Source organism: Enterobacter sp. HNDS-6, from assembly GCF_039850505.1.
Classification (GTDB): Bacteria; Pseudomonadota; Gammaproteobacteria; order Enterobacterales; family Enterobacteriaceae; genus Enterobacter; species Enterobacter kobei.
The window spans coordinates 3,133,520-3,160,067 of sequence record NZ_CP156673.1; the positions used below are offsets into that span (position 1 = coordinate 3,133,520).

Here is a 26,548-nt window from a genome sequence, read left to right on the forward strand (position 1 = left end):
CGTCTCCTGTATTGATGCAGCCCCATAATGGCGGCTGCGGATCTATTATGCAAATACCTCAGGCTTATTTGCTTGCCTGGCAGACCTTCACGACGGGTAAACACAGCCGATGGCGGATGCGCAGCGTTGCCAGCGCCAGGATGACCATCAGGCCGGTTTCCACCGTCAGGAAAAAGTTAATCGCCTGGGCGTAATCCCCGTGATGATGTTGCAGCCCGTGCAGCAAAATCGCCCCGAAAATGGCCGGGCCAAGCCCCAGCGCGGCCTGCTGCAGGGTGCTTAAGATGGCGCTGGCGGCCCCTGCGTCATCAGGCTGAATATCGCGCATCCCGATGCGGTAGAAGCTGTTCACAATCAGCGCCTGACCGTAGCCTACCAGCCCGGTGGCTGGCGCCAGCGTCAGCGCCGTATTTTGCACTCCCCAGTAGCGGAACGTGGCGATCAGCGCCAGCAGGCCGATTATCTGGATTGCCAGGCCGGTGAGCAGAATCGTGCTGGTGCTGTAGCGCGCAATCAGCCGCGGCGCGAACCACGCGGAGATAAAATAGGTCACCCCGAGGGCGATAAAACTGTTCCCGGACTGCCACGGCGCCATTCCCAGACCCGTTTGCATGGTCAGCGCCATACAGAACATAAACCCGGACCAGACGCTGAAAAAGAGCAGCGCAATTACGATGCCAAAGCGAACGCTGCGGAGCTGAAGCAGACGCGGTGGGATCAGCGGATGGGCATTTCCACGCTCTTTTTTGCGCGCATTCTGTGCCATCAGCCAGACCAGCGGAATAATGGCGAGAAGCATAACCTTTAGCGACCACGGCCAGTGCCACTGTGGGCCGAGCGCCATCGGGAACAGCAGACAGCAGAGCATGATGGCCAGCAAGACGGTCCCTGCCCAGTCGATGCGCGACGGCGTTTCACGGCGGGTTTCCGGCACGTAGCGACGGCTTAGCGCCAGCACCACCAGGCAGATGGGGACGTTAATAAAGAAGGCGTTACGCCAGCCCAGTCCGGCGATATCCGCCGATACCAGCCAGCCGCCGCCCATCTGGCCGACGATAAACGCAATCCCCCCAATGCCGCCGAACAGGCTAATCGCCTTCGCGTGGGCGGTGCCTTTTAACGTGACGTGCAGCGTGGCAAGAATTTGCGGCATGATCAGGGCGGCACCCGCCCCCTGAACAATACGCGCGGCCAGCAGTTGTTCAATGTTCCCTGCCATTCCGCACAGCAGCGAGGCCAGGCCAAAGATTGCCACACCCCACATAAACAGGCGACGGCGGCCAAGATTATCTCCCAGCTTGCTGCCGAGCGCGAGGCAGACGGCAAACGCCACGCCATAAAGCGCGACAATCAGCTCCAGCTCGGTGGCGGTAGCGTGCAGTGAATGGGTAATGGCGTCCAGCGCCACGTTAGTGATTGAGGTATCAATCATGGGTAGCATCTGGCCGGTTAACAGCAATATCAGGCCTGCGCGACCCGGTGAAACAACTGACGTATTCATGGTAACTCCATTGCGTCATTCATCAGATGGTCGTAGCATCAACTATCTGATAAACGGGTACCAGTTCTTGCTTATACTGGTACTGGTACTACCATGCAGGGGGATTTATGGCGTTGATGTCTGAACCCGTCGCCTCACTTCAGGATGACACGCGAAAACAGCTGGGCGCATTTTTACGCGCCCGGCGTGAAAGCCTCGATCCGCAGCGTCTCGGTTTGCCGCGCAGCGGACGCCGCCGCACGCCGGGTCTGCGCCGCGAAGAGGTGGCGATGCTCGCCGACGTGGGTGTGACCTGGTATACCTGGCTTGAGCAGGGCAGGGACGTCAATCCGTCCAGCGCGGTGATGGCAGCCATAGCGAAAGCCCTGCAGTGTACTCCGACCGAAGCCCGGCATCTTTTCGTGCTCGCCGGTTTGCCGCCGGGCGAAGCACCGCAGGCGGTCTGCTGCGAGGGGATCAGCGAAGGCACGCGTCGCCTGCTGGATACGCTGATGCCAAAACCTGCCAGCATCCAGAAACCCAATTTCGATATCGTGGCGTGGAACGACAGTTTTGGGCACCTGATGGGCGTTGATTTCAATGCAATCCCGCCGGAGGACCGCAACTGTATTTACCTGTTTCTCACCCATCCCGCGTGGCGCGCGCGGCTCGGCAGACGCGACGATGTACTGCCGATTTTTGTCTCCTATTTCCGCGCGGCGATGGCCGAGCACCGGGGCGACCCGCTGTGGGAAGCCAAACTGGCGCGCTTCTTTGCGGTGTCTGAGGAGTTCAAAACGCTGTGGCACCAGCGCAACGACGTGCGCGGCGTGGAGAACCAGCTCAAGCTGTTTACCCATCCCGAGCTGGGGGATTTTACGCTGCAGCAGATGTACTGGTACTCCGCACCGCGAAACGGGTCGCGGCTGCTGGTCTATTTACCGGTGGACGAGGCGGGGGAGAGGGCGATGGCATGGCTGGCTGAACAGGCTAAATAATTTTTTTGCGAGGCGTTTTCAGGGAATCAGCACGGATCCTGCCGTGTCGGTTCACATTGCGTAAGATAAGGTCTGAATGAGACCAACCTGCTGAATCTACATCATTTAGATGAGTAGTGAAGTGGACTATACTTACGCGATGAGAAACCACCGATGTCGCCACTGATGATTGATTCCGCAGAATTTAGCCAAAAACTTGGGCTTATCACTCAAAACGTTGAACATACTGAAGCGTTTCTGTTGCGGGGCACGGTGGATTTTCATCTGCCTGGTTTTTTGTTGCCTGTGGGGTATCGGCTTCTGAAGTCGCGCTATAGCGATGAATACCGTCTCGTGACTACCGACGACGGTAAGCCTTATACGGCATATGCCGTGAAGCTGACGTTTCATAAAGAAATTACCTTTCCTCACGGTGCCGCCACGCAAGTGATGGTCTGGCGTACGCCCCGCGCGGTCCATCAATCCGTTATCAGCGGGTTGCCACAACTTTTCTTTCAGTGGGTGCTCAGCGAATACGATATCGTGGTCTCAGACAGCGAGCAAACGGGAGACGGGCAGCGGTTTTGGTTGCGGATGATAGACTGGGCGTTCAGCATGAATTACCAGATAAGCGTGGCGGACGGTACGGTAGGCGCAGAGTGGGAATTAACACCAGTGAGTTCATACGCTGAACTGGAAGAACGCTGGATTGCTTTTGCCTGGGGAAACGATCGTGATGTCCATCCGCATCGCAGACTGGTCATCAGTAAAACGTAACGGGCCGCGCGCGGCGGCCCGTCGGGATTAGCACTCGGTCACAATCGTGCTCAGCGGCAGGCGAGACTTCGGCAGCGTGGCGTTGAAATCTTCCACGCTGTGATGGCCAACCGGCACCACCACTACGCTGGTGAAGCCTTTCTCTTTCAGGCCAAACTCTTCGTCGAGGATCGCGGCATCGAAACCTTCGATTGGCACTGCATCCAGACCCATGGCACCCACGCCCAGCAGGAAATTACCGACGTTCAGGTAAACCTGTTTCGCCATCCACTGGTCATCATCTTTCAGATCCACACGGTGCATATCGGCGAAGTAAGTCCGGCCCTTATGGTTCGCGGCTTTGGCTTCTGGCGTGTTAAAACGACCATCGGCTTCTTCCTGATCCACGACGCGCTCAAGCCAGGCATCGTCCATCGCGGTTTTCGCGCAAAACACCACCACATGAGAGGCGTCCAGCATTTTGCGTTCGTTGAACACATAGGTCCCTGCGGCGGATTTCGCCACGCGCGCTTTACCTTCCTCGGTGCTGGCCACAATAAAGTGCCACGGCTGGGAGTTGGTGCTGGACGGGCTGTACTGCAGCAGGGTTTTGATTTTTTCTGCTTCTTCAGCGGTCAGTTTTTTAGTCGGGTCGAACGCCTTGGTGGAGTGGCGTTTCAGGGCGACAGAAATGATATCCATAACTACTCCTGGTAATGAAATTCGCCCGTACGCGGGCGCGAAAGGAGAGCAGATTACCGCGCAAAGCGGCAAAAGATAAGTGCATTTCGAGCGCTTAATCTGTTCGTCTCAGACGAACAATCAGGCGGGGCGTATCCACTTCTGGTCTTTCTTCGGCAGTTTATCAACGACCAGATTCCAGGAATCTGCAATCAGGTCGGCAACCAGTTCCGGGGTGATGTCCTCGGTGCCGTAAAGGGAAATCCAGTGTTTTTTATTCAGATGGTAACCAGGCTCAACGCCCCGGTAGATCTGCTGATTTAACAGCGACGTTTCCGGATCGGATTTCAGGCTAACGTGCGGCCGTCCGTGTGCGGTTGCCATCAGCATGAAAATTTTTCCGCCGACCTTGAAGACGTCGTACTCCGGGCCGAACGGCCAGCAGTGTTCGGTAAAAGGCATCTCCAGCGCGACGCGCTTCGCGTGTTCCTGCAAGGATTTACTGTCCATCGCTCTCCTCCTGAGCCAGTCCACGCCACATCACTTCAAAACCCAGGGCTTTAAAATCGACGGCGCGGGACGGATCGCGGGTGGCAAACTCCATCGTGCTTTCGGCCAGCGATAAAAACAGCGCATCGCCAAACGTTTTGAATTCATCCGACATAAACACCGGGCGCACCGAACGACGGCACAGTTCATGCAGTTCCGGGAACATCTCTTTCACCGCCATTTCCGTTTCGGCGCTCAGCTTTTCACTGACCCCAATCTGGCGGATAGCCGCATGCGCCACGGGGTTACGAATCCCCCAGTCCACATAGCTGTTCCAGATATTGCGGGTATGTTCTTTCGGCAGCGTGATGGTGCGATCGAGGTTCGCCAGCATGGTCTGGCAGAGATCCTGCTTCAGGTGCAGATAGAGGGCATTCAGCAGATCGTCTTTGGTAGCAAAGTAGCGGAACAGGGTGCCTTCGGCGACGCCCGCCTTACGGGCAATGAGCGCCGTTGAGGCGGCAATACCTGACTGTGCAAATGCCGCCGTTGCGGCGTCCAGTAAGGCCTGTTTTTTATCTTCACTCTTCGGACGTGCCACTAAATTTTTCCCCCTTTCACTGATAAAAACCCCGATTGAAACACGTGCTTTGACACGCTGCAACGCGGAATGTCAAAGATCGAAAACGTCTTGACGACTTTCTCATCATATCTATAATGAGTGCTTACTCACTCATAATCAAGTTTACCCCACGCAAACCATCGGATGGCTCGCGTTTTCGGGTCAGGATATGAAAAAAACTCTCTTCATCTGCGTGGTGTTCGTCATGATTATTGCTTCAGCTGCGAGTTTACCGTTTGTTCTGAATGCCGGTTTTGGCCAGCCACCGCAGGGTGCGCAGCTCACGGAAGTGGAAGCGTCTCCGCACTACTACGAGGGGAAATTCCACAATACGCTCCCGACGCCTGGCTTTACCGGCCAACAAAATATGCTGGTGGCGTGGTGGCAATTTCTGACCCGTAAAACCGAAAACGCCCGCCCGGCTCAGCCGCTGCCGCTGGTGAAAACCGATCTGGCGAGCCTGCCGCTGGAGCAGGACACGCTGGTGTGGCTCGGCCACTCCTCCTGGTATCTGCAGCTGGCGGGAAAACGCATCCTGATCGACCCGGTCCTTGGTAACTATGCCGCGCCGTTTTCGTTTCTCAATAAAGCCTTTGCGGGGGAGTATCCGTGGCGCGCGGCGAGCATGCCGGAGATCGACCTGCTGATTATCTCTCACGATCACTACGACCACCTGGATTACGCCACCATCAGGGCGTTATTGCCGAAGGTGAAACGCGTGGTGACGCCGCTCGGGGTAGGGTCACACCTGCGCTACTGGGGGATGAAGCCAGAGATTATCGACGAACGCGACTGGAACCAGTCGGTGCACATCAGCGATGCGCTGACGGTTCACCTGTTGCCCGCGCGTCACTTCTCCGGGCGAGGCATCAAACGTGACCAGACGCTGTGGGGCAGCTTTATGTTTGTCACCCCAGAGCAGAAGATCTACTACAGCGGAGATTCTGGCTACGGCCCGCACTTTAAGGCAATCGGCGAGCAGTTTGGTGATGTGGATTTAGCCATCATGGAAAATGGCCAGTATGACCAGGACTGGAAGTACATCCACATGCTGCCAGAGGAGACGGCTCAGGCGTCGGTCGACCTGAATGCAAAGGCGGTGGTGCCAGGGCATAACGGTCGTTTTGTGCTGGCAAAACACACCTGGAACGACCCACTGATCCAGCTGGCAAAAGCCAGCAAGGATAAAAACTATCGACTGCTCACGCCGGAACTGGGCGAGCCCGTTCGGGTGAGTGATACCACACAAACTTTTCGTCAGTGGTGGGAATAATGTTTAAGCAAGAAGCAGAAGGGGAGAGCAGTATGACCATTTCCGCTCAAGTCATTGATACGATCGTCGAATGGATCGACGACAACCTGCACCAGCCGTTACGCATTGAAGACATTGCCCGCCATGCGGGTTACTCCAAATGGCATTTGCAGCGGCTGTTTATGCAGTATAAAGGTGAAAGCCTGGGGCGCTATATTCGCGAACGCAAGCTGCTGCTGGCGGCGCGGGATCTGCGTGAATCGGACGAGCGCGTTTATGAGATCTGCCTGCGCTACGGGTTTGAATCGCAGCAGACGTTCACGCGCATCTTTACCCGCACCTTCCATCAGCCGCCAGGGGCGTACCGCAAGGAAAACCACAGTCGGACGCACTGAAACTGACAACACACAGGCCGGGTAAGGCGAAGCTGCTACCCGGCTTTTTTTATGCATTCATGACGCCAGTGAAAACCAGCGGCGCCAGACGAAACGCAGCACGAAGAATTCGATAGCGCCAAGCAGTAAAAACCACACGCAAAACAAAATGGTGTAAAGCTGGTTCAGATCGACCATGTGAAAGGTCGTCATCAGCTTTTGCGCCAGCACCAGGCCCAGCGACGGCGCGGGTAACAGCAGGCAAGAGATCAGCGCCAGTAATAAAATGCCCCCGGCAGTCAGCAGCGATTCTAACGGGTGTTTCATCGTAATGTTAATCGTCAGTTAAAAATGTCATTGTCCGGCATCCTTTAACGTAAAGCAATATCAACCTGCCTGGGCTTTTTTAATGAAATAATCACCTTCTCCGGCAAATAAAGCGCGTAAGGAGAATGATTTAATCGTGGTGATTAAATTAATATTGTGCCGTGTAAATAAATGTCTGCGTCATGAAAATAATTTTACAAAACTATATGTGCTATATCCAATTAACGTCGCAATAACAATGGCTGCGACAATGTATAACGCCAAGCGTCGTCCGCGATAAATACCAAACATGCTTCCCCCTCGTTTAGCGTTGGTTTAGAAATATTTTGTAAAAATCAGCTTGTCGAAATAATCGTAATTAATTTTGAATAACCCAGCGGTAAATATATTGCGGTAGATCAATTTTAGCCGCAAGACTTAAAAATGAATAAATTAAAGCCCGAAAGGAATTCAGGCTTCTGTTCACCGGATATTGAAGGAAAAATACGATGACCGAAAAAAAATTATCCCCAAACATGCCGCCTTCCGGCGGGCTGGCATACCAGCAGACCGTAGAGCAGGTGCTGGCTCATACGCAGAGCCAGGTGAGCGGTCTGGACCGCGCAGAGGCGCAGGCGCGTCTGCAAAAACATGGCCCGAATGCATTGCCGGAGAAAAAAGGCAAGCCGGGCTGGCTGCGCTTTCTCGCGCATTTTAACGATGTACTGATTTACGTCCTGCTTGCCGCCGCGGTATTAACGGCGGTCATGGGGCATTGGGTTGATACGCTGGTTATTTTAGGCGTGGCGGTTATCAATGCCTTAATTGGTCATATTCAGGAAAGCAACGCGGAAAAATCCCTGAAGAGTATTCGTAACATGCTCTCCAGCGAAGCGCGCGTCATTCGTAATGGCAATCATGAAACGCTCCCCACAACTGAAATAGTCCCGGGCGATATTATTGTATTACGCGCCGGGGATCGTATTCCGGCGGATATGCGTTTAATTGAGGCGCATAATTTACGCGTGGAAGAGGCGATTCTGACCGGTGAATCCACCGTGGTGGATAAACATACTCAGCCGCTGAACGGTGAGCTGCCGCTGGGCGATCGCACCAACCTGGTCTTCTCCGGCACTACCGTGAGCGCGGGCGGTGGCGTGGGCGTGGTTATTGCCACCGGGCAGGAGACCGAGCTTGGCCATATCAATCAGATGATGGCGGGCATTGAAAAACACCGCACGCCGCTGCTGGTGCAGATGGACAAGCTGGGTAAGGCGATCTTCGCCATTATTCTGGCGATGATGGCCGCGCTGTTTGTCTTCAGCCTGGCATTCCGCGAGATCCCAATGGGCGAGCTGCTGCTCTCCCTCATCAGCCTGGCGGTCGCCTCCGTACCGGAAGGTCTGCCTGCAATTATCTCCATTATCCTCTCCCTGGGCGTGCAGGCGATGGCGCGCAAGCGGGCGATCATCCGCAAGCTGCCGACGGTTGAAACCCTGGGCGCGATGACCGTGGTCTGCTCGGATAAAACCGGCACCCTGACCATGAACGAGATGACGGTCAAAGCCATCATCACCGCCGACACCTGCTACCGCGTGGACGGCAACAGCTATGAGCCGGTGGGCAACATTTATCTGGAAGGCAGCGATGAGCCAGTGCAGATCCAGCCGGGCACCGTGCTGGAGCAGTACCTGCGCACTATTGACCTCTGTAACGACAGCCAGCTGATTCAGGACGAGCGCGGCCTGTGGGGCATCACCGGGGGGCCAACCGAGGGCGCGCTGAAGGTGCTGGCGGCGAAAGCCAACCTCGCGCCGGTAACAACGACGCTGGTTAACAAGATCCCGTTTGACTCGCAGTACAAGTACATGAGCACCCACTACCAGATTGGCTGCGAGGAGCAGATCCTGATCACCGGCGCGCCGGACGTCATTTTCGCCCTGTGCGCGCAGCAGCAAACCCGCCACGGTGCAGACGCCTTCAACCGCGCGTACTGGGAAAACGAGATGGAGCGCTATGCGCGTCAGGGACTGCGCATGGTTGCGGCGGCGTTTAAGCCAGCCAATGGCGAAACGGCGCTCACGCACGACGATCTGAGCCACGGGCTGATCTTCCTCGGCATTGCCGGAATGATGGATCCGCCGCGCCCGGAGGCGATTGATGCCATTAACGCCTGTCAGCAGGCGGGGATCCGCGTGAAGATGATCACCGGGGATCACCCGCAGACGGCGATGAGCATCGGCCAGATGCTGGGGATCACCAACAGCGAGCAGGCGGTGACCGGCTATCAGCTTGAGAAGATGAACGATGCCGAGCTGGCGGATGCGGCGGTGACCTATGACATCTTTGCCCGTACCAGCCCGGAGCATAAGCTGCGCCTGGTGAAAGCGCTGCAGGAGAAAGGTGAAATCGTCGGTATGACCGGCGACGGCGTGAACGATGCCCCGGCGCTGCGTCAGGCGGATGTCGGCATCGCAATGGGCATCAAAGGCACGGAAGTGACCAAAGAGGCGGCGGACATGGTCCTGACGGACGATAACTTCGCCACAATCGCCAGCGCGGTGAAAGAGGGGCGTCGCGTTTACGACAACCTGAAGAAGACTATTCTGTTCATCATGCCGACCAACCTGGCGCAGGGGCTATTGATTGTGATTGCGCTGCTGGCGGGGAACATCATTCCGCTGACGCCGGTGCTGATTCTGTGGATGAACATGGCGACCTCTGCCACGCTCTCCTTCGGTCTGGCCTTTGAAGCCGCCGAGCGCAATATCATGCGCCGTCCACCACGTCAGACCGGGCAGCACGTGATGGACGCCTACGCGGTGTGGCGCGTGGCCTTTGTCGGCACCATGATTGCCATTGCCGCCTTTGCGCTGGAGGCCTGGCTGGCCCCGCGCGGCCACAGCGCGGAGTTCATCCGCACCGTACTGCTGCAGATGCTGGTCTGCGCCCAGTGGGTGTACATGATTAACTGTCGCAACACTGAAGGGTTCTCCCTGAACCGTGGTCTGCTGGCGAATAAAGGCATCTGGCTGGTCACGGGCGTGTTGTTCCTGCTCCAGGCCGCCATCATCTACCTGCCGTTTATGCAGATGCTGTTTGGCACCGAAGCGCTGCCGCTCCGCTACTGGTTTGTGACGCTGGCGGTTGCAATGGGAATGTTCTTCGTCGTCGAAATCGAGAAGCGACTGACCCGCAGGTTCCGTAAGGCTGCATAACCAAAACCTTACCCCTCACCCTACCCCTCTCCCCTAAGGGGAGAGGGGACAGCCCGGTTTTCTCCCTCGGCTCTGAGGTGAAGGGGCGGCTCGATTTTCTCCCTCGCCCCTTTGGGGAGAGGGCCGGGGTGAGGGGTGAAATTACGCTGAGGTACTCTCCATGAAATTCCCACTCCTGTTCGCACTCCTTGCCTGCACCCTGCAACCCGTCTTCGCCGCCATTCCCGTGCGCGTCGCCACCGTTGAGCAGACCGCCCACGCCGCCGAGCGTCAGATCCCGGGGCGCATTGAAGCCATCCACACCGTTGAGCTGCGCGCCCGCACGGAAGGTGTTATCACTAAAATCCACTTTCGCGACGGGCAGTATGTGAAAAAAGGGGATGTGCTGTTTGAGCTGGACGATGCCGAGCCGCGTGCCGCCGTGCGTCTGGCGCAGGCCGAAGTCAACAGCGCTGAAGCCACGCTGCGCCAGGCGCAGCAGCAGCTTTCCCGCTTTGAAAGCCTGGGCAGCAGCAAGGCCATCAGCCGTCATGACGTGGACAACGCGCGTATGCAGCGCGACGTCGCCCGCGCCGCGCTGGAGCAGGCCAAAGCCCGGCTCGACGCACGCAACGTCACCCTGAACTACACCCGCATCACCTCGCCGATTGACGGTCGCGTGGGGCACAGCAACTTCCACGCAGGTAGCCTGGTCAACCCCGCAAGCGGCGTGCTGGTGGAGGTAGTACAGCTTGATCCGATCCGCATCGCTTTTGCGCTGGAAGAGGGCGCCTTTGCCACCAAAGCCGGACAGCATGCAGATATCAGCGCCATGAAACAGGCGTGGCAGGTATTCATTGACAGCAACGGACAGCGTATCCGGGGTGAACTGACCTCGGTGGATAACCGCATCGACCCGCGCACCGCCAGCGTGATGCTGCGCGCCGGGTTTGCCAACCCGCACCATCAGCTGTTGCCCGGCGGCAACGTAAATGTGACGCTGCGCCCGGCCAGCGAGCAGCCGGTACTGACGCTCCCTGCCGCTGCGGTCCAGCAGAATGGCGATGGATTCTTTGCCTGGGTGGTGAGTGCCGACGGAAACGCCGAAAAACGCCCGCTAAAAATTGCCGGGCAGGTTGGGCAGCGGTTCCAGATTGCTTCCGGTGTTAAGCCTGGTGAGCGAGCGATCACTGACGGTGCACAGCGTGTACAGCCCGGTGCTGCCGTCCAGATACTGAATTAAGGAGCCATCATGCTGACGTTTTTCATCAAACGCCCGCGCTTTGCGATGGTGATAGCGCTGGTCATTACCCTGCTGGGGGCCATTGCGCTGAAGATTATCCCGGTGGAGCAGTATCCGCAGATCACGCCGCCGGTGGTGAATGTCTCTGCCAGCTGGCCGGGGGCCAGTTCGGCTGACGTGGCGGAGGCCATCGCCACGCCGCTGGAGACGCAGCTTAACGGCGTGGATCACATGCTGTACATGGAGTCCACGAGTTCGGATGAAGGCACCTACAGCCTTAACATCACCTTTGCCGCGGGGACCGATCCGGATTTAGCCGCCATCGACGTGCAAAACCGCGTGGCGCAGGCCGTGGCGCAACTGCCAGCGGAGGCGCAGCAAAACGGCGTGCAGGTGCGCAAACGCGCCACCAATCTGATGATGGGGGTAAGTCTTTACTCACCTGACAATACCCACACGCCGCTGTTCGTCAGTAACTACGCCAGCACCCAGGTGCGCGAGGCGCTGTCGCGCCTGCCGGGCGTCGGTCAGGTGCAGATGTTTGGCGCGCGCGACTACAGCATGCGCATCTGGCTGCGTCCGGACCGCATGAACGCCCTGAACGTCACCACGGACGACGTGGCGCAGGCGCTGCGCGAGCAGAACGTGCAGGGAGCGGCGGGCCAGGTCGGCACGCCGCCGGTGTTTAACGGCCAGCAGCAGACCCTGACCATCAACGGGCTGGGGCGCCTGAACCAGGCTGATGATTTTGCGGACATCATTATCCGCGCCGGCGAGATGGGCCAGCTGGTGCGCCTGAAGGACGTCGCCACCATCGAGCTTGGCTCGCGTAGCTACAGCTCCGGCGCGCAGCTGAACGGACACGACTCCGCCTACCTCGGCATCTACCCGACACCGTCCGCCAACGCCCTGCGCGTGGCCGACGCGGTGCGCGCCGAGCTGGAGCGCCTCGCGTCGCGCTTCCCGGACGACCTGGTCTACGAGGTGAAATTCGATACCACCACCTTCGTTGCGGCCACCATCAAGGAGATCGGCGTCTCGCTGGCGCTGACGATGCTGGCGGTCGTTGTTGTTGTATCCCTGTTCCTGCAAAGCTGGCGCGCGACGCTGATTGTTGCGCTCGCCATTCCGGTGTCGCTGGTGGGTACGTTTGCGGTGCTGTACACGCTGGGCTACTCCGCCAACACGCTCAGCCTGTTCGCCATCATTCTGGCGCTGACGATGGTGGTGGATGATGCCATCGTGGTGGTGGAGAGCGTCGAAACGCTGATGGCCGAAGGGCAGAGCCGCACGGCGGCGACCGCGCTGGCGCTGCGCCAGATTGCCGGACCGGTGATAGCCACGACGCTGGTGCTGCTGGCGGTATTTGTGCCGGTGGCGCTGCTGCCGGGGATTGTCGGTGAGCTTTACCGCCAGTTCGCGGTCACGCTTTCCACGGCGGTCACGCTCTCAAGCCTGGTGGCGCTGACCCTGACGCCCGCGCTCTGTGCAATGCTGCTGCGCCCGCGTCCGGCACAGCCCGCTGCGATTTTTCGCGGATTCAACCGCGGGCTGGATGCCACGCGCAATCGCTATACCCGGATCGTAAGCGTATTCACCCTGCGCCCGTGGCTGGCGCTGCTGGCCACCGCAGGCGCGGCGGCCGTGGTGGCGTTCAGCTTTACCTCGATGCCAAAAGGCTTCCTGCCACAGGAGGACCAGGGCTACTTCTTTGCCAGCGTTCAGCTGCCGGAAGCCGCCTCGCTGGAGCGCACCGAAGCGGTAATGACCACCGCACGCGAATTAATCGCTAAAAATCCGGCGGTGGAGGATGTGATTCAGGTCTCCGGCTTTAACATTCTTAACGGCACCAGCGCCTCCAACGGCGGGTTTATCTCCATCATGCTCAAAGACTGGAGCGAGCGCCCGCCGCTGGACGAGGTGATGGCTACCCTGCAGCGTCAGCTTCTGGCCCTGCCGGAAGCGACCATCATGACCTTCGCGCCGCCGACCCTGCCGGGGCTGGGCAACGCCTCCGGCTTCGATCTGCGCATACAGGCGCAGGCGGGGCAAAGCCCGGCGGAGCTGGAGCGCGTGACGCGCGGGGTGCTGATGAAAGCCAATCAGCACCCGCAGCTAAGCCGTGTGTTCACCACCTGGAGCAGCAACGTCCCGCAGCTGACGCTGACCGTCGATCGCGAGCGTGCGGCCCGTCTCGACGTGCCGGTATCGCGCATCTTCAGTAGCCTGCAAACCGCCTTTGGCGGCACGCGCGCCGGGGATTTCAGCGTCAACAACCGCGTTTACCACGTTGTTATGCAGAACGAAATGCAGTGGCGCGAGCGCGCTGAGCAAATCAGCGAGCTGTTTGTGCGCAGCAACAGCGGCGAGCGGGTGCGCCTGAGCAACCTCGTCACCATCACGCCGGGCGTTGGCGCGCCGTTCCTGCAGCAGTACAACCAGTTTCCGTCCGTGTCGGTGAGCGGCTCGGCGGCGGAAGGGGTGAGCAGCAGCACCGCGATGGCGGTGATGAGCGAAATTCTGGCAGAGATCCTGCCTGCCGGATACGACTACGCCTGGAGCGGCATGTCGTATCAGGAGCAGCAGACCGGCAATCAGGCGATATGGATTGTGCTGGCGGCGGTGGTGATGGCGTGGCTGTTTCTCGTCGCCCAGTATGAGAGCTGGACGCTCCCGGCGAGCGTGATGCTCTCGGTGCTCTTCGCCCTCGGCGGGGCGCTGGTCTGGCTGTGGATGGCGGGCTACGCCAACGATGTCTACGTGCAAATTGGTCTGGTATTGCTGATCGCGCTGGCGGCCAAAAACGCGATTCTTATCGTGGAGTTCGCCCGCGCCCGGCGCATGGACGGAATGACGATTGTCGATGCGGCGAGGGAAGGGGCATCGCGCCGCTTCCGCGCGGTGATGATGACCGCCGTGTCGTTTATTATCGGCGTCATGCCAATGATGCTGGCGACCGGGGCGGGTGCCCAGAGCCGTCGCATCATTGGCACCACGGTGTTCAGCGGTATGCTGGTGGCGACCGTCGTGGGGATCGTGTTCATCCCCGCTCTGTTCGTGCTATTCCAGCGTCTGCGTGAGTGGGGCCACGGCCTTACGGACTCGTCGCCCACAGCTCGCAGTGCTTCTGAACCAGAGAAATAAGCGAGCCGCCGTCGGCAATAAAGTCCCGCATGCGCTGCGCCTCGCTCTTGCCCTGCTTTAACAGCAGGGCAATTTCAGTGATTGCGCTTGTCGCGCCGAGCTTCTCGGCCGATGGCGCAACCTGTTCCAGCAGCCAGGCGATATCTTCCGCTACGGTTTTCTGTTCGCCGGTATGCACGTCCGTCAGAATCCCCTCCAGCCCGTAGCGACAGGCCTGAAAACGGTTAAATCGGTACAGCAGAAAATCCTTCTCCTGATGCTTATAGGGCCGCGTGGTCAGCAGCCAGTGGGAGGTTGCCTGGATCAGCCCGGCAATGTTTATCGCGTGGCCGAGCGTCAGCGGCGTATCCATCACCCGCACTTCCACGGTACCAAAGTGCGGGCTGGGGCGAATGTCCCAGTGCAGGTCTTTAATGCTGTCGATCATGCTGGTGGCGCTCAGGCGGCGGAACAGCCCTTCGAACGCCTGCCAGTTGTTGACCCACGGCATCTGGCCGTTATCCGGAAATCCCGAAAAAATATTCAGACGCGATGAGGCGAACTTCGTGTCCGTGCCCTGCATGTAGGGTGATGCGGCGGCGAGGGCGATAAAGTGCGGCACAAAGCGCGACAGACCGTGCAGCAGGTAGATGGCATCGTCCCCGGTTCGACAGCCGACGTGTACGTGCTGGCCAAACACCGTGGCCTGCAAAATCAGGTAGCCAAAGCGCTCCAGCGTGACGTTATAGCGCTCGTCATCGCACACCTCCTGGCGCTGCCATTTCTGGAACGGATGCGTCCCGCCGCCGCAGATCTGGATATGCTGCTCCGCCGCGGCGCGCAGAATACTCTGCTGCATCACCGAGAACTGCGCCGCTGCCTGGTCGATGGTCTGGCATACGCCGGTGGCGATTTCGAGCATGCTTTCGGTGATGTCGTGCTTCACTTCTCCGCCTTTGATGTCGTCTTTGACGGCGGCGATCAGCGCGGAAGAGTCCTGGCTCAGATCGTACCCGGGCGGATTAACCACCTGCAGTTCGAGCTCGATGCCGAGGGTGAACGGTTCAGAGGACGTGAAATCGGGTAAAGGCATGGCGCACTCCGTTGTCAGTTGTGTGTTGAGTATAGACAACGACGTGGCGCTCACTTTTCAGGGTGGTATAACTGTTAGCAGGCTTAGCGAAAAGGGGAGTTAATCATGTCTGACAATCCAGTGATTGCGCTGATAGGTCCCGGTGCGATTGGGACCACCATTGCCGCGGTGCTGCATGATGTGGGCCGCACGCCGCTGCTGTGCGGACGTACCGCACATCCGGAATTACGCCTGCGTTATGACGAGGGCGAAACGGTGGTACCCGGTCCGGTCTTAACCGATCCTGCCGTCATTACGCGTCCCGCCGATCTGGTTTTTATCGCGGTAAAAACGACGCAAAATGCCGACAGCGCCGGATGGCTGCGCGCGCTGTGCGATGAAAACACCGTGGTCTGCGCCCTGCAAAACGGCGTGGAGCAGAAAGCCCAGCTTGAGCCGTGGGTCAACGGCGCAACGGTGCTGCCGTCGGTGGTCTGGTTCCCGGCACAGCGCGAGCCGGATGCCTCCGTGTGGCTGCGTGCCAAACCGCGCCTGACGCTGCCGGAGGTGCCGCAGGCGCAGCGGGTGGTGGATGCGCTTCGCGGTACGCGCTGTGAAGTGGAACTCTCGGCAGATTTCGCCACGGTCGCCTGGCGTAAGCTGCTGCAAAACGCGGTCGCCGGGCTGATGGTGCTGGCTAACCGCCGTGCCGGAATGTTCAGGCGTGAGGATATCAGTGAACTTGCGCTGGCCTATCTGCGCGAGGGGCTTACCGTTGCCCGCGCCGAGGGGGCGAAGCTTGACGATGCGGTGGCCGGGGAGATCCTGGCGAACTTTCAGCGTGCGCCTGAAGACCTGGGCACGTCGATCCTGGCCGATCGTCAGGCCAACCGTCCAATGGAGTGGGATATCCGCAACGGCGTGATCCCGCGCTATGGCCGCAAACACGGGATTGCGGTGCCCATCAGCGACGTGGTGGTGCCGCTACTGGCGGCGGGGAGCGAAGGGCCGGGTTAACGGCCGCTGTTTTTCCGTTCGGCAAAATAATGCGCGGGTGTGCTGCCCATCGCTTTTCTGAACATGGTGATAAACGCATTCACGGATTCATACCCAAGCGTTGCCGCCACGTTCTGGACAGGTACGCCGCTGGCCAGCTCCCGCAGGGCAATAATCAAATGCAGCTGCTGGCGCCAACGTCCGAAGCTCAGCCCGGTCTCGCGCTGCATCAGGCGTGCAAACGAGCGCTCGCTGAGGGCGAGCCGTTTCGCCCAGTCTTTCAGGGTGCTTCTGTCCTCAGGGCGGCTGACCAGCGCGTCGGCCATGGCGCGAATTTTCGGGTCGGTCGAGACCGGCAGGCTGAGCTTCTGCTGCGGCATGCTGGCGAGCTCATCCAGCGTGACCCGGGTCAGCCTGGCGGCGTGGCTGTCGGGAGGATAATCCACGCCTTCGCGCGTCAGGCGGTCGACCAGCTCCGTAATCAACGGCGAGATCGCCAGGGTGCAGCACCTCTCCGGCAGCGCCGCCGCGCCGGGCTCAATAAACAAATAGTTCAGATGCGCGTTCCACGTCGCTTTCGCGCTGTGCGGGATCCCGCCGGGGATCCAGACTGCGCAGTCTGGCGGCACGATCCAGATGTCATTCTCCGCGTAACAGCTGACCGCGCCGTAACGGGCAATAATCAGCTGGCCCTTGCGATGGGTATGCACCGGCACTTCCGCAGCGTAGTCCACAAAGTCCAGATGACGCGCCACGGCAGGAGAGGCGGTAGAGTCAGGGTCATACAGCGTATTAGCGGATTGCGGCTTCATGATTCTGGCAACATTTAGGTATTTTTTGACAGAATAGAGTATTTAAGCGGGTCTGCAAGCCGGTAATAATCCCGGCATGAATAAAATCTTCTCTCATCACGTGCGTCTCCCCGCCACATTGCGAAACGATGCGGGCGCGCTGATCTACTCCGCGAAGAGTTTTGCCGCGGCGATGCTGGCTTACTACCTCGCGCTGTCGATAGGTCTCGAACGTCCCTCATGGGCCATTATTACGGTTTACATCGTCTCGCAGACGTCGGTCGGGGCGTCGCTGAGCAGAAGCCTCTACCGGCTGGTCGGGACCGTGGCGGGGGCCAGCGCGACCGTTCTGATCGTGCCCATCTTCACGAATATGCCGATCCTGTGCAGCGTGGTGCTGACCGGCTGGATCACGTTCTGCCTGTGGCTCTCCCTGCTGGAGCGCACGCCCCGGGCCTATGCCTTCGTGCTGGCCGGTTACACCGCGAGCCTGATTGGTTTTCCCGCGGTATCCGATCCGGGTGGCATTTTTAACGTTGCCCTCGTCCGCGTGCAGGAGATCGCGATTGGGATTTTCTGTGCGGGGCTGATTCACCGCTACGTGCTGCCCGCACGCGTATCAGGGCTATTCAACGCGAAATTATCCCAGACGCTACAGGCCGCGCGCGGTCGGGTGGGGGACACCCTGGCGGGTAAACCCGGCGCGGCTTCCGGCCCCCTGCATCTGGCCCTGGCGCTGCAGTTCCTGCAGGGGATAAGCCACCATGTTCCGTATGATTTTGCCCTGTCCGCTCCGGTGCGGCAGGCCAGAAAAGCGATTCACGATCGGCTGGCACGGCTCGCGATCGTCAACTGTGAACTACACGATCGCTTGCTGACGCCCGGAATTCTGCCCGCCGACATGCAGGCATTGCGGGAGGATGTTCAGGCCTGGCTTGCCGCTGAAGACGCGGGTGCCAGCAGCGCGGCTGAGGCGTTGCGGCTCCGCTGTACGCTTCTTATCGATCGGTATGCCGCGCATGCGCAGACGATTGACGACGCGCTGCAGGTCAGTTTTATTCGCTACCTCTCAGAGGCCATCGCGCTTCTGGAGCAGTGCGAGCGTCTTTCCGGGGCTATCCACCACGCAAAACCTGCGTTTGGGGAGATGCAAACCCGCGCGGCAAAAGGCTACGTTTTCCACCGCGATCCGCTTACCGCCGCCCGCACGGCGCTTGGGGCTTTCGTCATCATTATGAGCGGTTGTCTGGTCTGGATTTTCTCTGCGTGGCCGGATGGCGGTACGGCGGTCTCTATCCTTGGCGTCTGCTGCACGCTGTTTGGCAGTTTCGACACGCCGGCGCCCCACATCGTGAAATACATCATTGGCTCGTTCTGGGGCGTGGTGATTAGCCTGCTCTACAGCTTTGCGCTGCTGCCGCAGGTAAGCGATTTCCCGGTGCTGGTGGCGGTGCTTGCTCCGGCGTATCTGCTGGCCGGGTCGCTTCAGGCGCGCCCGCCAACCACGTTTATGGCGATGGGTATCACCCTGACGCTGCCCATTCTGTGCGAGCTGGGCGCGCACTACAGCGGCGACTTCGCCGTCGCGGCTAACACCGCCATTGCGCTCTTTGCAGCGACCGGCTTTGCCGTCATCAGCATGAGCCTGATGCAAACCGTGCAGGCGGACGCCGCCATCACGCGTCTGCTGAACCTCTGCCAGCGCGACATTCGCCGCAGCGTGAAAGGCACGCTGCGGGTCGACGAAACGCACTGGATCAACCTGATGATGGACCGAACTGCCCTGTTGCTGCCGCGTTTGCAGCGCAGCGAGCGTGCGCCAGAGCAGGCGCTTGAAAGGCTTTTGCACGCGCTGCGCCTGGGGCTTTCAGTCATGCATATACGCCGCAGTGACACACCGCCCGGCAGGGAGGTTGACGCGCTATTTCATCGGATAAACGCCGCGGACCGCCACGCCTTAGGCGAACGCATTACCGCCATCATCGAGCAAAACCTGCCTGCCGCAGATGAACCTACGCGCCAGTTTGTCTTCAGGCTGGTGGATCTTCACTGTGCATTACGGGGGCCAGACCATGGTTAACGATATTAATATCGGCGGCGTTTTTATTCCGGGGCTGCTGATGGCCGCCCTCGCGACGCTGGTCTGCACGCTGAGCCTCGTCGCGCTTTTCTCTCTCAGCAGGGTCTACCGGCGCTTGCCGTTTCGCCCGCTGATGGATGTTTCAATCTGGATTGTCATCTTTTACCTGCTGATGCAGGGCCTGATCGCGTTGGGGTTATTGTCATGAAATCACTGCTCTCTTTACTGGCTCGCTATGCGCTGACGTTAAGCGCCGTCGCAGCGGCCACGCTGCTGGCGTTTATGATGTGGAAACACTACGCGCAAACGCCGTGGACCCGCGACGGCCGCGTGCGGGCGGACGTGGTGCAGATTGCGCCGGACGTCTCCGGGCCCGTCATCAGCGTGGCCGTGCGGGACAACCAGTGGGTGAACCGGGGCGATGAGCTCTACGCCATCGATCCGCGCTGGCTCAGGCTGGCGGTGGCCAGCGCGCAGGCGGATGTGGAATCGAAACGCCATGAGATGCTGATGCGCCAGGACGCGGCCCATCGCCGCACGCTGATTAAAAACGCCATTTCGAGCGAGGATGTGCAGCAAACCGGCAGCGCGGCGAACGTCGCGGCGGCCAATTATCACGGCGCGCTGGCCGCGCTGGATCTGGCAGAGCTGAATCTGGCGCACGCCACCGTGCGTGCGCCGGTCTCGGGGTACATTACGCACCTGCGGCTTCGGCCCGGAGACTACGCGACGGCGGGGGAGACAAAGGTCGCCATCGTCGATACCCACAGCTTCTGGGTGGTGGGGTATTTTGAGGAGACTAAACTGCGCCATATTCGCGTCGGGGATGCCGCGCAGATAGTGCTGATGGGATACGATCCGGTCATCACGGGGCACGTGGAGAGCATCGGGCGTGGGATCGGGGACAGCAACGACGAAACGGGCGGGCTGGGGCTGCCCGACGTCGAACCCACCTTTAGCTGGGTGCGGCTGGCGCAGCGCGTGCCGGTGCGTATTCATATCGACAGGTTGCCGGAGGGGGTTGAGCTGGTGGCGGGGCTGTCGGCGAGCGTGGCGGTGGGGCGAAAATCTGGGGATAGTCAGCCTTAAACACATATGCGAAACTTACCGCTTCTGAAAATATGTGGTGGGACCCGCTCAATGTCAGAACCAACTTCGCAGTGCCTTTTCAGTGAAGGTCTGATCGATTTTCCTGAAGGTTATCAGGATCGTACCGTCAACGTCTTCGCGCCGCCCGCAGCGGACGCGCCGGCGTTCAACCTCTCCCGTGATGCCCTCAACGCTGGCGAAGCGCTTGCCGCGTACATCGATCGCCAGCTCGCCCTGATGGAAAAACACATCAAGGGATGGAAGCAGGGGGAGCGTAGCGCCGCTACGCTGGGTGACGGCCTTTCACAGGGTGAAACCGTCCATGCCAGCTACCTGCGCGACTGCAAACGCATCTGGCAGCAGCAGGCCGTGTTTAACGTCGACGGCAATAAAATTCTGGTCTTCACCATGACCTGCACCCGCGCGCCGGGCGATGCTGACCGCGCGCTGTTTGGCGATCTTCTCAGGAGCTTTCGCTTCCACCATTAACATCAGGGACCGTTGTTATGTTTGAAGCTGCACGCGTAGGTGATGATATCGGCCACTCCGGTGCGCTTGCCGGGATGATTGCCGGAACGATTGTCGGCGGCCTGATTGCCGCCGCCGGGGGCATTCTGGCGGGGGCGATGTTTATTGCCGGACTTGGCTCATCCTGCCTGGGCGTGGGCGTCCTGCTCGTCGGCGCGAGCCTGGCCGTGGGGTACTACACCGGGGAGCTGGCGACCGCCGCCCGCGACAGCATCGCGGACGCCGGGGCATCCAGTATGACGAAGAAAGGCGTCATCACCTCAGGCTCGCCCAATGTGTTTATCAACGGTAAACCCGCCGCGCTTGCCACCGATAGCACCGTCGACTGTTCTGACGACGGCTCGCAGCAGATGGCCGAAGGCTCTATGCGAGTCTTCATTAACAGCCAGCCTGCGTCCCGCATCGGGGATCGTACCACCTGCGACGCGAAGGTGATGACCGGTTCGGACAACGTCATCATCGGCGGCGACCCGCAGCAAACCCTGCCCATTCAGTCTGAAGTCCCCGAGTGGCTGTATAAAGTCTCCGATCTTACCCTGTTGTTCGCCGGCCTGCTCGGCGGGTGGGGCGGTGCCGCTGGCAAAGTTGGGGCGCTGTCTAAGCTGCTGGGGAAAATTCCCGGTATCAATAAGCTGGCCCGTATCGCCTGCCGCGCCGGCACGCTGATGACCGGCGTTGCCGCCGCGGGGATCATCGCCCGCCCGGTGGATATCGTCAGCGGACAGAAGTTTCTCAGCGGGGATGATGAGCTGGACTTCGTCCTGCCTTCCCGTCTGCCGGTGCGCTGGCAGCGCTACTGGCGCAGCGGCAACCCCGGTGACAGCGTGCTGGGCCGCGGGTGGAGCCTGTTCTGGGAAAGCCGCCTGGAGCCGTATCAGGACGGGCTGGTGTGGCGCGCGCCGTCCGGTGATTGCATCGCCTTCCCGAAGGTCCCGAAAGGGATGCGCACCTACTGCGAAAGCGAAAAAAACTGGCTTGAGCACCACTCTGACGACAGCTGGTCGGTGTATGACGTCAGCGGCGAGCGCTGGCACTATGCGCCGCTTAAGGATGATGCCCCGTCGCTGCTCCAGCACATCTCTGAACCCTGCGGCAACGCTATCCTCTTCGAGTGGAATGCGGATAATACCCTGCATGCCCTGACCGACAGCGCGGGCCAGCGCGTAGTCTGTCGCTACGACAATGACAGGCTTGCCGGTGCCTGGCTGGATGACGAGATCTGCCTGGTCAGTTACGCTTATGATGAACAGCGCCAGCTGGTCTGTGTGACCGGCCGGGGCGGTAGCGTGCGCCGACGCTTCCGCTGGCAGGACGGGCTGATGAGCGCCCATGAGGACGCCAACGGCCTGCTGAGCGAATACCGCTGGCAGGAGATTGATGGCCTGCCGCGCGTGGTCGGCTTCCGCCACAGCGGCGGCGAACAGCTGACGTTCGAATACGATTTTGATAACGGCACCCGCCGTGCGACCCGCGATGACGGCGCGCAGGCGCACTGGCTGGTGGACGACGACGACAACGTTGCGCGCTTCATGGATTACGACGGTCGTCAGACGACGTTTGTTTACCGCGACGGCGAACTCTGCGACGTCATTCTCCCCGGCGGCGCGATGCGCCGCAGCACGTGGGACAAATACGGCCGCATGACCAGCGAGACGGACCCGGCGGGCCGCCGTACGGAGTATCACTGGTATCGCCTGACCGACCGCATCACCCGGACAGTGTATCCGGACGGTACCTCATCGCAGGCCATGTACGACCTTCGCGGTCGCCTGCTGTCGGAAACGGATCCGGCCGGTAACGCCACCGCGTATGACTATCCCGACGATCAAGAAAACCTGCCGGAGAGCATCACCGACGCCATTGGCGGCGTGGTGCGTCTGGTCTGGAACCACCAGGGGCTACTGACGCAGCGCACCGATTGCTCCGGCAGCGTGACCCGCTTTACCTACGACCGATTCGGGCAGCTGATTGCCAGCGAGGATGCGGAAGGGAATATTACGCGCCGGGAATGGAGCCGTGCCGGGCTGCTGAGCGCCGTGATCCACCCGGACGGCAGCCGTGAGTCGCTGGTGTGGAACGAACGCGGCCAGCTCACGGGCTGGCGCGACCCGCTGGAAAGCGAAGTGAGCTGGGCCTATAACGCACTCGGCCTCCCGGTCAGCCTTACCGACCGAATTGGCCGCGTGCGCCAGTGGCGCTATGACCCGCGCGGTAACCTGTTGCGACTCGATAACGGCAACGGGGCGGAATACCGCTTCACCTACGACGCCGTGGGCCGCCCGCTCAGCGAAACGCGCCCGGACGATACCGTGCGCCATATGGAATGGGACGCGCGAGGGTTCCTCTGCGCGCTTGAAGAGAACGGCCGGCCTGCCGCCGACGGCGGCATCGCCCGTCGCGTCCAGCAGTTCAGCTATGACGACAGCGGGCTGCTGATCGGGCGCACTCAGCGCCACGCGGAGTACCGCTACTTCCGCGACCTGAGCGGCCAGATTACCCGCATCCGCCGCACGCCAACCGCAGAAGGCGTTGCCCTGGGTATCGAAAGCGATGAGATTGTTTACCGGCATGACGCCAACGGGCGCGTGCTGAGCGAATCCGGTATTAACGGCGCGGTGGGCTACGAATGGGATGCCCTGAGCAACCTGACCGGCCTGACGCTGCCCGGCGAGCAAAAGCTGGCCTGGTTGCACTACGGATCCGGCCACGTCAGCGCCATCCGCTTCGGGCAGCAGCTGGTGACCGAGTTCACCCGCGACCGCCTGCACCGCGAGGTGCGCCGCACCCAGGGCGCGCGCGAGCAGCTCCGTCAGTATGACAGCCTCGGCAGACGGACCCTTCAGCGCAGTGAGCTGAACACGGACGTGACCCTGCCGGAGAAGGCGCTCCTGGAACGGCTGTATCGCTACACCGCGCGCGGTGAGCTTTCCGGCGTCAGCGACACCCTGCGCGGTGAGGTAGATTACGGCTACGACGCCGAAGGTCGTCTGCTGAAGCACTACGAGGCCCGACAGGGGCACAGCCGCGCGCAGTTCAGCTATGACGCCGCGGATAACCTCGCCGCCAATGATGATGCGGTACCGGTCACGGATAACCGCCTGCAGCACTGGCAGGCGCTGTTTATGAAATACGACCACTGGGGCAACCTGGTCAGCCGCCGCAACGGGCTGTATGAACACCATTATGCGTATGACTCCGAGAACCGGTTGGTATCCGCCCGCGGAACCGGCCCGGAAGGGCGGTTTGAGGCGCGCTATCACTACGACGCGCTGGGCCGCCGCACGCGTAAAATCGTCACTACGACGCACGGCTCCACCGAAACGCGCTTCCTGTGGCAGGGCTACCGCCTGCTGCAGGAGCAGCAGGAGAGCGGGCTGTGCAACACCTATATCTACGACCCGAATGAAGCCTGGAGCCCGCTGGCGCGGGTGGATCATCTTCGTGACCAGAACAGCGGTGAGATTTACTGGTTCAACACCGACCTGAACGGCGCGCCGCTGGAAGTGACCGACGAGCGCGGCGCGGTGCGCTGGAGCGGCCAGTACGGCAGCTTTGGCGAGGTACGTCATCAGAGCGAAGGGTTCTCACGGCTTGTGAATCGCACGGCGATGGCGCATCAGCCGCTTCGCTATGCCGGGCAGTATGCTGACGGTGAAACGGGGCTGCATTATAACCTGTTCCGCTACTACGACCCGCAGGTCGGGCGGTTTATTGTGCAGGATCCGATTGGGCTGAATGGCGGGTGGAACCTTTATCAGTATGCGCCGAATCCGTTGGGGTGGATCGATCCGCTGGGATTGCTGACCTATAACACGATGCCGAGTATTACTGGTTTCCAAAAGCATCATATTATTCCACAACAGTTAAAAGGCCATGATTTAATAAAAGCGGCTGATTTTAATATCCATGATATTAAAAATGTTATTTATTTACCTAAGTCAGCTGATTACCATCCGACAAGAACAATCCATAGTGGGTCTCACCCTGTTTATACAAAAAATATAGGTGACCAGATGGATGCTATATATGAATATGGGAAGGAAAACGGCTGGAAACAAGCAGAGTATAAACAAGCTGTTAGTGAAATTATAAAAAATGAACGTGCCGATTTACGCGGTGGAAAAACTATTCTTAACAAAAACTCGGTTAGAAAAGCGAGGTGCTAAGTATGTATGAACTACGAATTGCTTCTGATTACCCCAATAGTTATTGGTTTGAATACCAGCACCCTGACATATCTGGAAGTGCTTTCTCGCAATGTAAATCAATTGAAATTAACGAGGGGTATTTTTTTAAATTAAAATCTAAGGTGAGTGAGAAGGCACTGCTTGCATATGATTTTTATTATAGTGATGGGCCTATATTCATATCACCCAGACTAGCATCACTAATTTCTTGCCACGATGTTTTTCGGACTGATGTTCAACTTATTGACGCAACTGTATCTATAAATGAAACCCAATATCAAGGGTATAAAATAATTAATATACTAAGAGAGGTTTCATGCATTGATATGGAAGCTTCAGAAAGTCAACCTATATTAAGTTATTTACCTCATGGTCCAAGGAAGTTTAGTAAAATAGTCTTCAAAGAAAATGTTATTGAAGATTTTAGTATGGCAAGATGTAGTGAATATAAATCTTGCATAATTATTTCAAATGAATTTAAAGAGTTCCTTTCTAAGAGTAATGTGAAAGGAATAGATTTTGCAGACCCTATTTATTAATGTGAGTATGATTTAAATTAGCCAAAATGGTCCGGGGAAATATTTTCCCGGATTATAATAATTCATTTAAATTAAAGTTCAATGGGATATATTATTTTATCATTAACTACTTGCTTTGCAAAGTATAAAAAATAAACCTCAAAGATTGTGCGTTTGAGACAATGGTGGATGAGATTGAAAAAGCATTTAAACAACTTATTGTCATTTGCAATAAATACTCGCTGTCAGGGAGTTTCAGAACCGTCAAAGATCTGGACAATGCCTTCCCGTCCAACTTACCTCGTTCGACAGAGGTGGAATTTTTATATGAAAATTATAATCCTGAAAAATTAAAGATTGAAACAGGCTTCGCGCCAATTAAACTTCACTCAGTCAGTGAGCTCTTAAAGGCTCAAAATGGTTATGAGTACTTACTAAAAAATTACCTTGTTATTGGTGATGATTTAGGTGGAGGTAAACCTATAATTGCGGTTGTCGATGAAGGGAATACCCCTATTTATGCAAGTTATGATGTAATTGAACCATTTAAAATAGCTTGTAGTCTCTCTGGATTTATATTTTCATTGGCTGAGCTTATTGATTTGGTATATGGTCAATATGATATCTTTGATATAGCAGATGATAATGACGAAGTAAAAGATGATTTTATTGATGAGTTGCGGAAAAGAATTGTGCCTCTTATCGGTAATGAAAGTTTTAATGCGTTTTATAATTATTTTTATGGGTAAATTGTTTTCGTTCAAAAGAGAGTCAGCGATAATATTAT

Annotated in this window: 22 protein-coding genes; 15 read left to right on the plus strand and 7 right to left on the minus strand. The window is 58.4% G+C overall.

Going from position 1 to position 26,548, the window contains the following annotated elements:
* Positions 1–64: 64 nt before the first annotated feature.
* Positions 65–1,501 (minus strand): MFS transporter, encoded by a 1,437-nt coding sequence (locus ABFI50_RS14610; protein WP_179120592.1) that lies wholly within the window; start codon positions 1,499–1,501, stop codon positions 65–67.
* 107 nt (positions 1,502–1,608) lie between these two features.
* Here ABFI50_RS14610 and ABFI50_RS14615 point away from each other — a divergent pair, with 107 nt between their 5' ends.
* Together ABFI50_RS14615 and ABFI50_RS14620 are read left to right on the plus strand one after the other, a co-directional pair.
* On the plus strand, positions 1,609–2,478 hold the full coding sequence (locus tag ABFI50_RS14615; protein ID WP_063434030.1) for a helix-turn-helix transcriptional regulator: 870 nt from the start codon (positions 1,609–1,611) through the stop codon (positions 2,476–2,478).
* 153 nt (positions 2,479–2,631) lie between these two features.
* Positions 2,632–3,234 carry a hypothetical protein gene (locus ABFI50_RS14620; RefSeq protein WP_023336855.1) on the plus strand — a complete coding sequence of 201 codons (603 nt, stop codon included), beginning with the start codon at positions 2,632–2,634 and terminating at the stop codon, positions 3,232–3,234.
* Between the two features lie 27 nt (positions 3,235–3,261).
* Here ABFI50_RS14620 and nfsB read toward each other — a convergent pair whose 3' ends face one another.
* The 3 genes from nfsB to ABFI50_RS14635 form a co-directional block, all read right to left on the minus strand.
* A complete protein-coding gene (gene nfsB / locus ABFI50_RS14625; RefSeq protein ID WP_014882873.1) occupies positions 3,262–3,915 on the minus strand; it encodes an oxygen-insensitive NAD(P)H nitroreductase in 654 nt (217 codons plus the stop codon).
* A 120-nt stretch (positions 3,916–4,035) separates the two neighbouring features.
* Complete coding sequence (locus tag ABFI50_RS14630) at positions 4,036–4,404, minus strand: MmcQ/YjbR family DNA-binding protein (protein WP_014882874.1); 369 nt, start codon at positions 4,402–4,404, stop codon at positions 4,036–4,038.
* Positions 4,394–4,984: a TetR/AcrR family transcriptional regulator gene (locus tag ABFI50_RS14635; protein ID WP_014882875.1), complete on the minus strand. Its 591-nt coding sequence runs from the start codon at positions 4,982–4,984 to the stop codon at positions 4,394–4,396. The genes ABFI50_RS14630 and ABFI50_RS14635 overlap by 11 nt, the downstream gene beginning before the upstream one ends.
* Before the next feature lie 190 nt (positions 4,985–5,174).
* On the opposite strand from ABFI50_RS14635, the gene ABFI50_RS14640 reads away from it, so the two are divergent.
* Together ABFI50_RS14640 and ABFI50_RS14645 are read left to right on the plus strand one after the other, a co-directional pair.
* Positions 5,175–6,278: a RomA family MBL fold metallo-hydrolase gene (locus ABFI50_RS14640; protein WP_023332301.1), complete on the plus strand. Its 1,104-nt coding sequence runs from the start codon at positions 5,175–5,177 to the stop codon at positions 6,276–6,278.
* A gap of 32 nt (positions 6,279–6,310) precedes the next feature.
* On the plus strand, positions 6,311–6,652 hold the full coding sequence (locus ABFI50_RS14645; RefSeq protein ID WP_014882877.1) for a RamA family antibiotic efflux transcriptional regulator: 342 nt from the start codon (positions 6,311–6,313) through the stop codon (positions 6,650–6,652).
* A 57-nt stretch (positions 6,653–6,709) separates the two neighbouring features.
* Here the strand turns inward: ABFI50_RS14645 and ABFI50_RS14650 are convergent, their stop codons facing one another.
* Positions 6,710–6,958 carry a DUF1158 domain-containing protein gene (locus ABFI50_RS14650; protein WP_023332302.1) on the minus strand — a complete coding sequence of 83 codons (249 nt, stop codon included), beginning with the start codon at positions 6,956–6,958 and terminating at the stop codon, positions 6,710–6,712.
* Between the two features lie 488 nt (positions 6,959–7,446).
* Here ABFI50_RS14650 and ABFI50_RS14655 point away from each other — a divergent pair, with 488 nt between their 5' ends.
* From ABFI50_RS14655 to ABFI50_RS14665, 3 genes are all read left to right on the plus strand, one after another.
* A complete protein-coding gene (locus ABFI50_RS14655; protein ID WP_023336856.1) occupies positions 7,447–10,155 on the plus strand; it encodes a cation-transporting P-type ATPase in 2,709 nt (902 codons plus the stop codon).
* Positions 10,156–10,315: 160 nt separating this feature from the next.
* Entirely contained in the window at positions 10,316–11,377 is a 1,062-nt protein-coding gene (locus ABFI50_RS14660) for an efflux RND transporter periplasmic adaptor subunit (RefSeq protein ID WP_333186419.1), read from the plus strand.
* A 9-nt stretch (positions 11,378–11,386) separates the two neighbouring features.
* Positions 11,387–14,521, plus strand: a complete 3,135-nt coding sequence (locus tag ABFI50_RS14665) for an efflux RND transporter permease subunit (protein ID WP_047344446.1) — start codon at positions 11,387–11,389, stop codon at positions 14,519–14,521.
* Here ABFI50_RS14665 and ABFI50_RS14670 read toward each other — a convergent pair.
* Complete coding sequence (locus ABFI50_RS14670) at positions 14,472–15,593, minus strand: YbdK family carboxylate-amine ligase (protein ID WP_014882882.1); 1,122 nt, start codon at positions 15,591–15,593, stop codon at positions 14,472–14,474. The genes ABFI50_RS14665 and ABFI50_RS14670 overlap by 50 nt on opposite strands.
* A 105-nt stretch (positions 15,594–15,698) precedes the next feature.
* Between ABFI50_RS14670 and ABFI50_RS14675 the strand changes: the two genes are divergently transcribed.
* Positions 15,699–16,589 carry an oxidoreductase gene (locus ABFI50_RS14675; RefSeq protein WP_059372687.1) on the plus strand — a complete coding sequence of 297 codons (891 nt, stop codon included), beginning with the start codon at positions 15,699–15,701 and terminating at the stop codon, positions 16,587–16,589.
* Here the strand turns inward: ABFI50_RS14675 and ABFI50_RS14680 are convergent.
* Positions 16,586–17,380, minus strand: coding sequence for a helix-turn-helix transcriptional regulator (locus tag ABFI50_RS14680; RefSeq protein ID WP_014882884.1), 795 nt, complete (start codon positions 17,378–17,380; stop codon positions 16,586–16,588). The two genes, ABFI50_RS14675 and ABFI50_RS14680, sit on opposite strands and share 4 nt — an antisense overlap.
* 76 nt (positions 17,381–17,456) lie before the next feature.
* Between ABFI50_RS14680 and ABFI50_RS14685 the strand changes: the two genes are divergently transcribed.
* The 7 genes from ABFI50_RS14685 (at position 17,457) to ABFI50_RS14715 (ending at position 26,510) form a co-directional block, all read left to right on the plus strand.
* Positions 17,457–19,439, plus strand: a complete 1,983-nt coding sequence (locus ABFI50_RS14685; RefSeq protein ID WP_333109185.1) for an FUSC family protein — start codon at positions 17,457–17,459, stop codon at positions 19,437–19,439.
* Positions 19,432–19,647, plus strand: a complete 216-nt coding sequence (locus ABFI50_RS14690; RefSeq protein WP_014882886.1) for a DUF1656 domain-containing protein — start codon at positions 19,432–19,434, stop codon at positions 19,645–19,647. The genes ABFI50_RS14685 and ABFI50_RS14690 overlap by 8 nt, the downstream gene beginning before the upstream one ends.
* Entirely contained in the window at positions 19,644–20,528 is an 885-nt protein-coding gene (locus tag ABFI50_RS14695; RefSeq protein ID WP_333109187.1) for an HlyD family secretion protein, read from the plus strand. The genes ABFI50_RS14690 and ABFI50_RS14695 overlap by 4 nt, the downstream gene beginning before the upstream one ends.
* 51 nt (positions 20,529–20,579) lie before the next feature.
* The gene (locus tag ABFI50_RS14700; protein WP_347484376.1) at positions 20,580–21,017 is read left to right on the plus strand and encodes a DUF1795 domain-containing protein; all 438 of its coding nucleotides are present in this window, start codon (positions 20,580–20,582) and stop codon (positions 21,015–21,017) included.
* A gap of 17 nt (positions 21,018–21,034) precedes the next feature.
* Complete coding sequence (locus ABFI50_RS14705) at positions 21,035–25,222, plus strand: RHS repeat-associated core domain-containing protein (RefSeq protein WP_347484377.1); 4,188 nt, start codon at positions 21,035–21,037, stop codon at positions 25,220–25,222.
* 2 nt (positions 25,223–25,224) lie between these two features.
* Positions 25,225–25,782 (plus strand): DUF1629 domain-containing protein, encoded by a 558-nt coding sequence (locus ABFI50_RS14710; protein WP_023336864.1) that lies wholly within the window; start codon positions 25,225–25,227, stop codon positions 25,780–25,782.
* A 161-nt stretch (positions 25,783–25,943) separates the two neighbouring features.
* Positions 25,944–26,510, plus strand: coding sequence for a hypothetical protein (locus ABFI50_RS14715; RefSeq protein ID WP_198925913.1), 567 nt, complete (start codon positions 25,944–25,946; stop codon positions 26,508–26,510).
* The last annotated feature ends 38 nt before the right edge of the window (positions 26,511–26,548 follow it).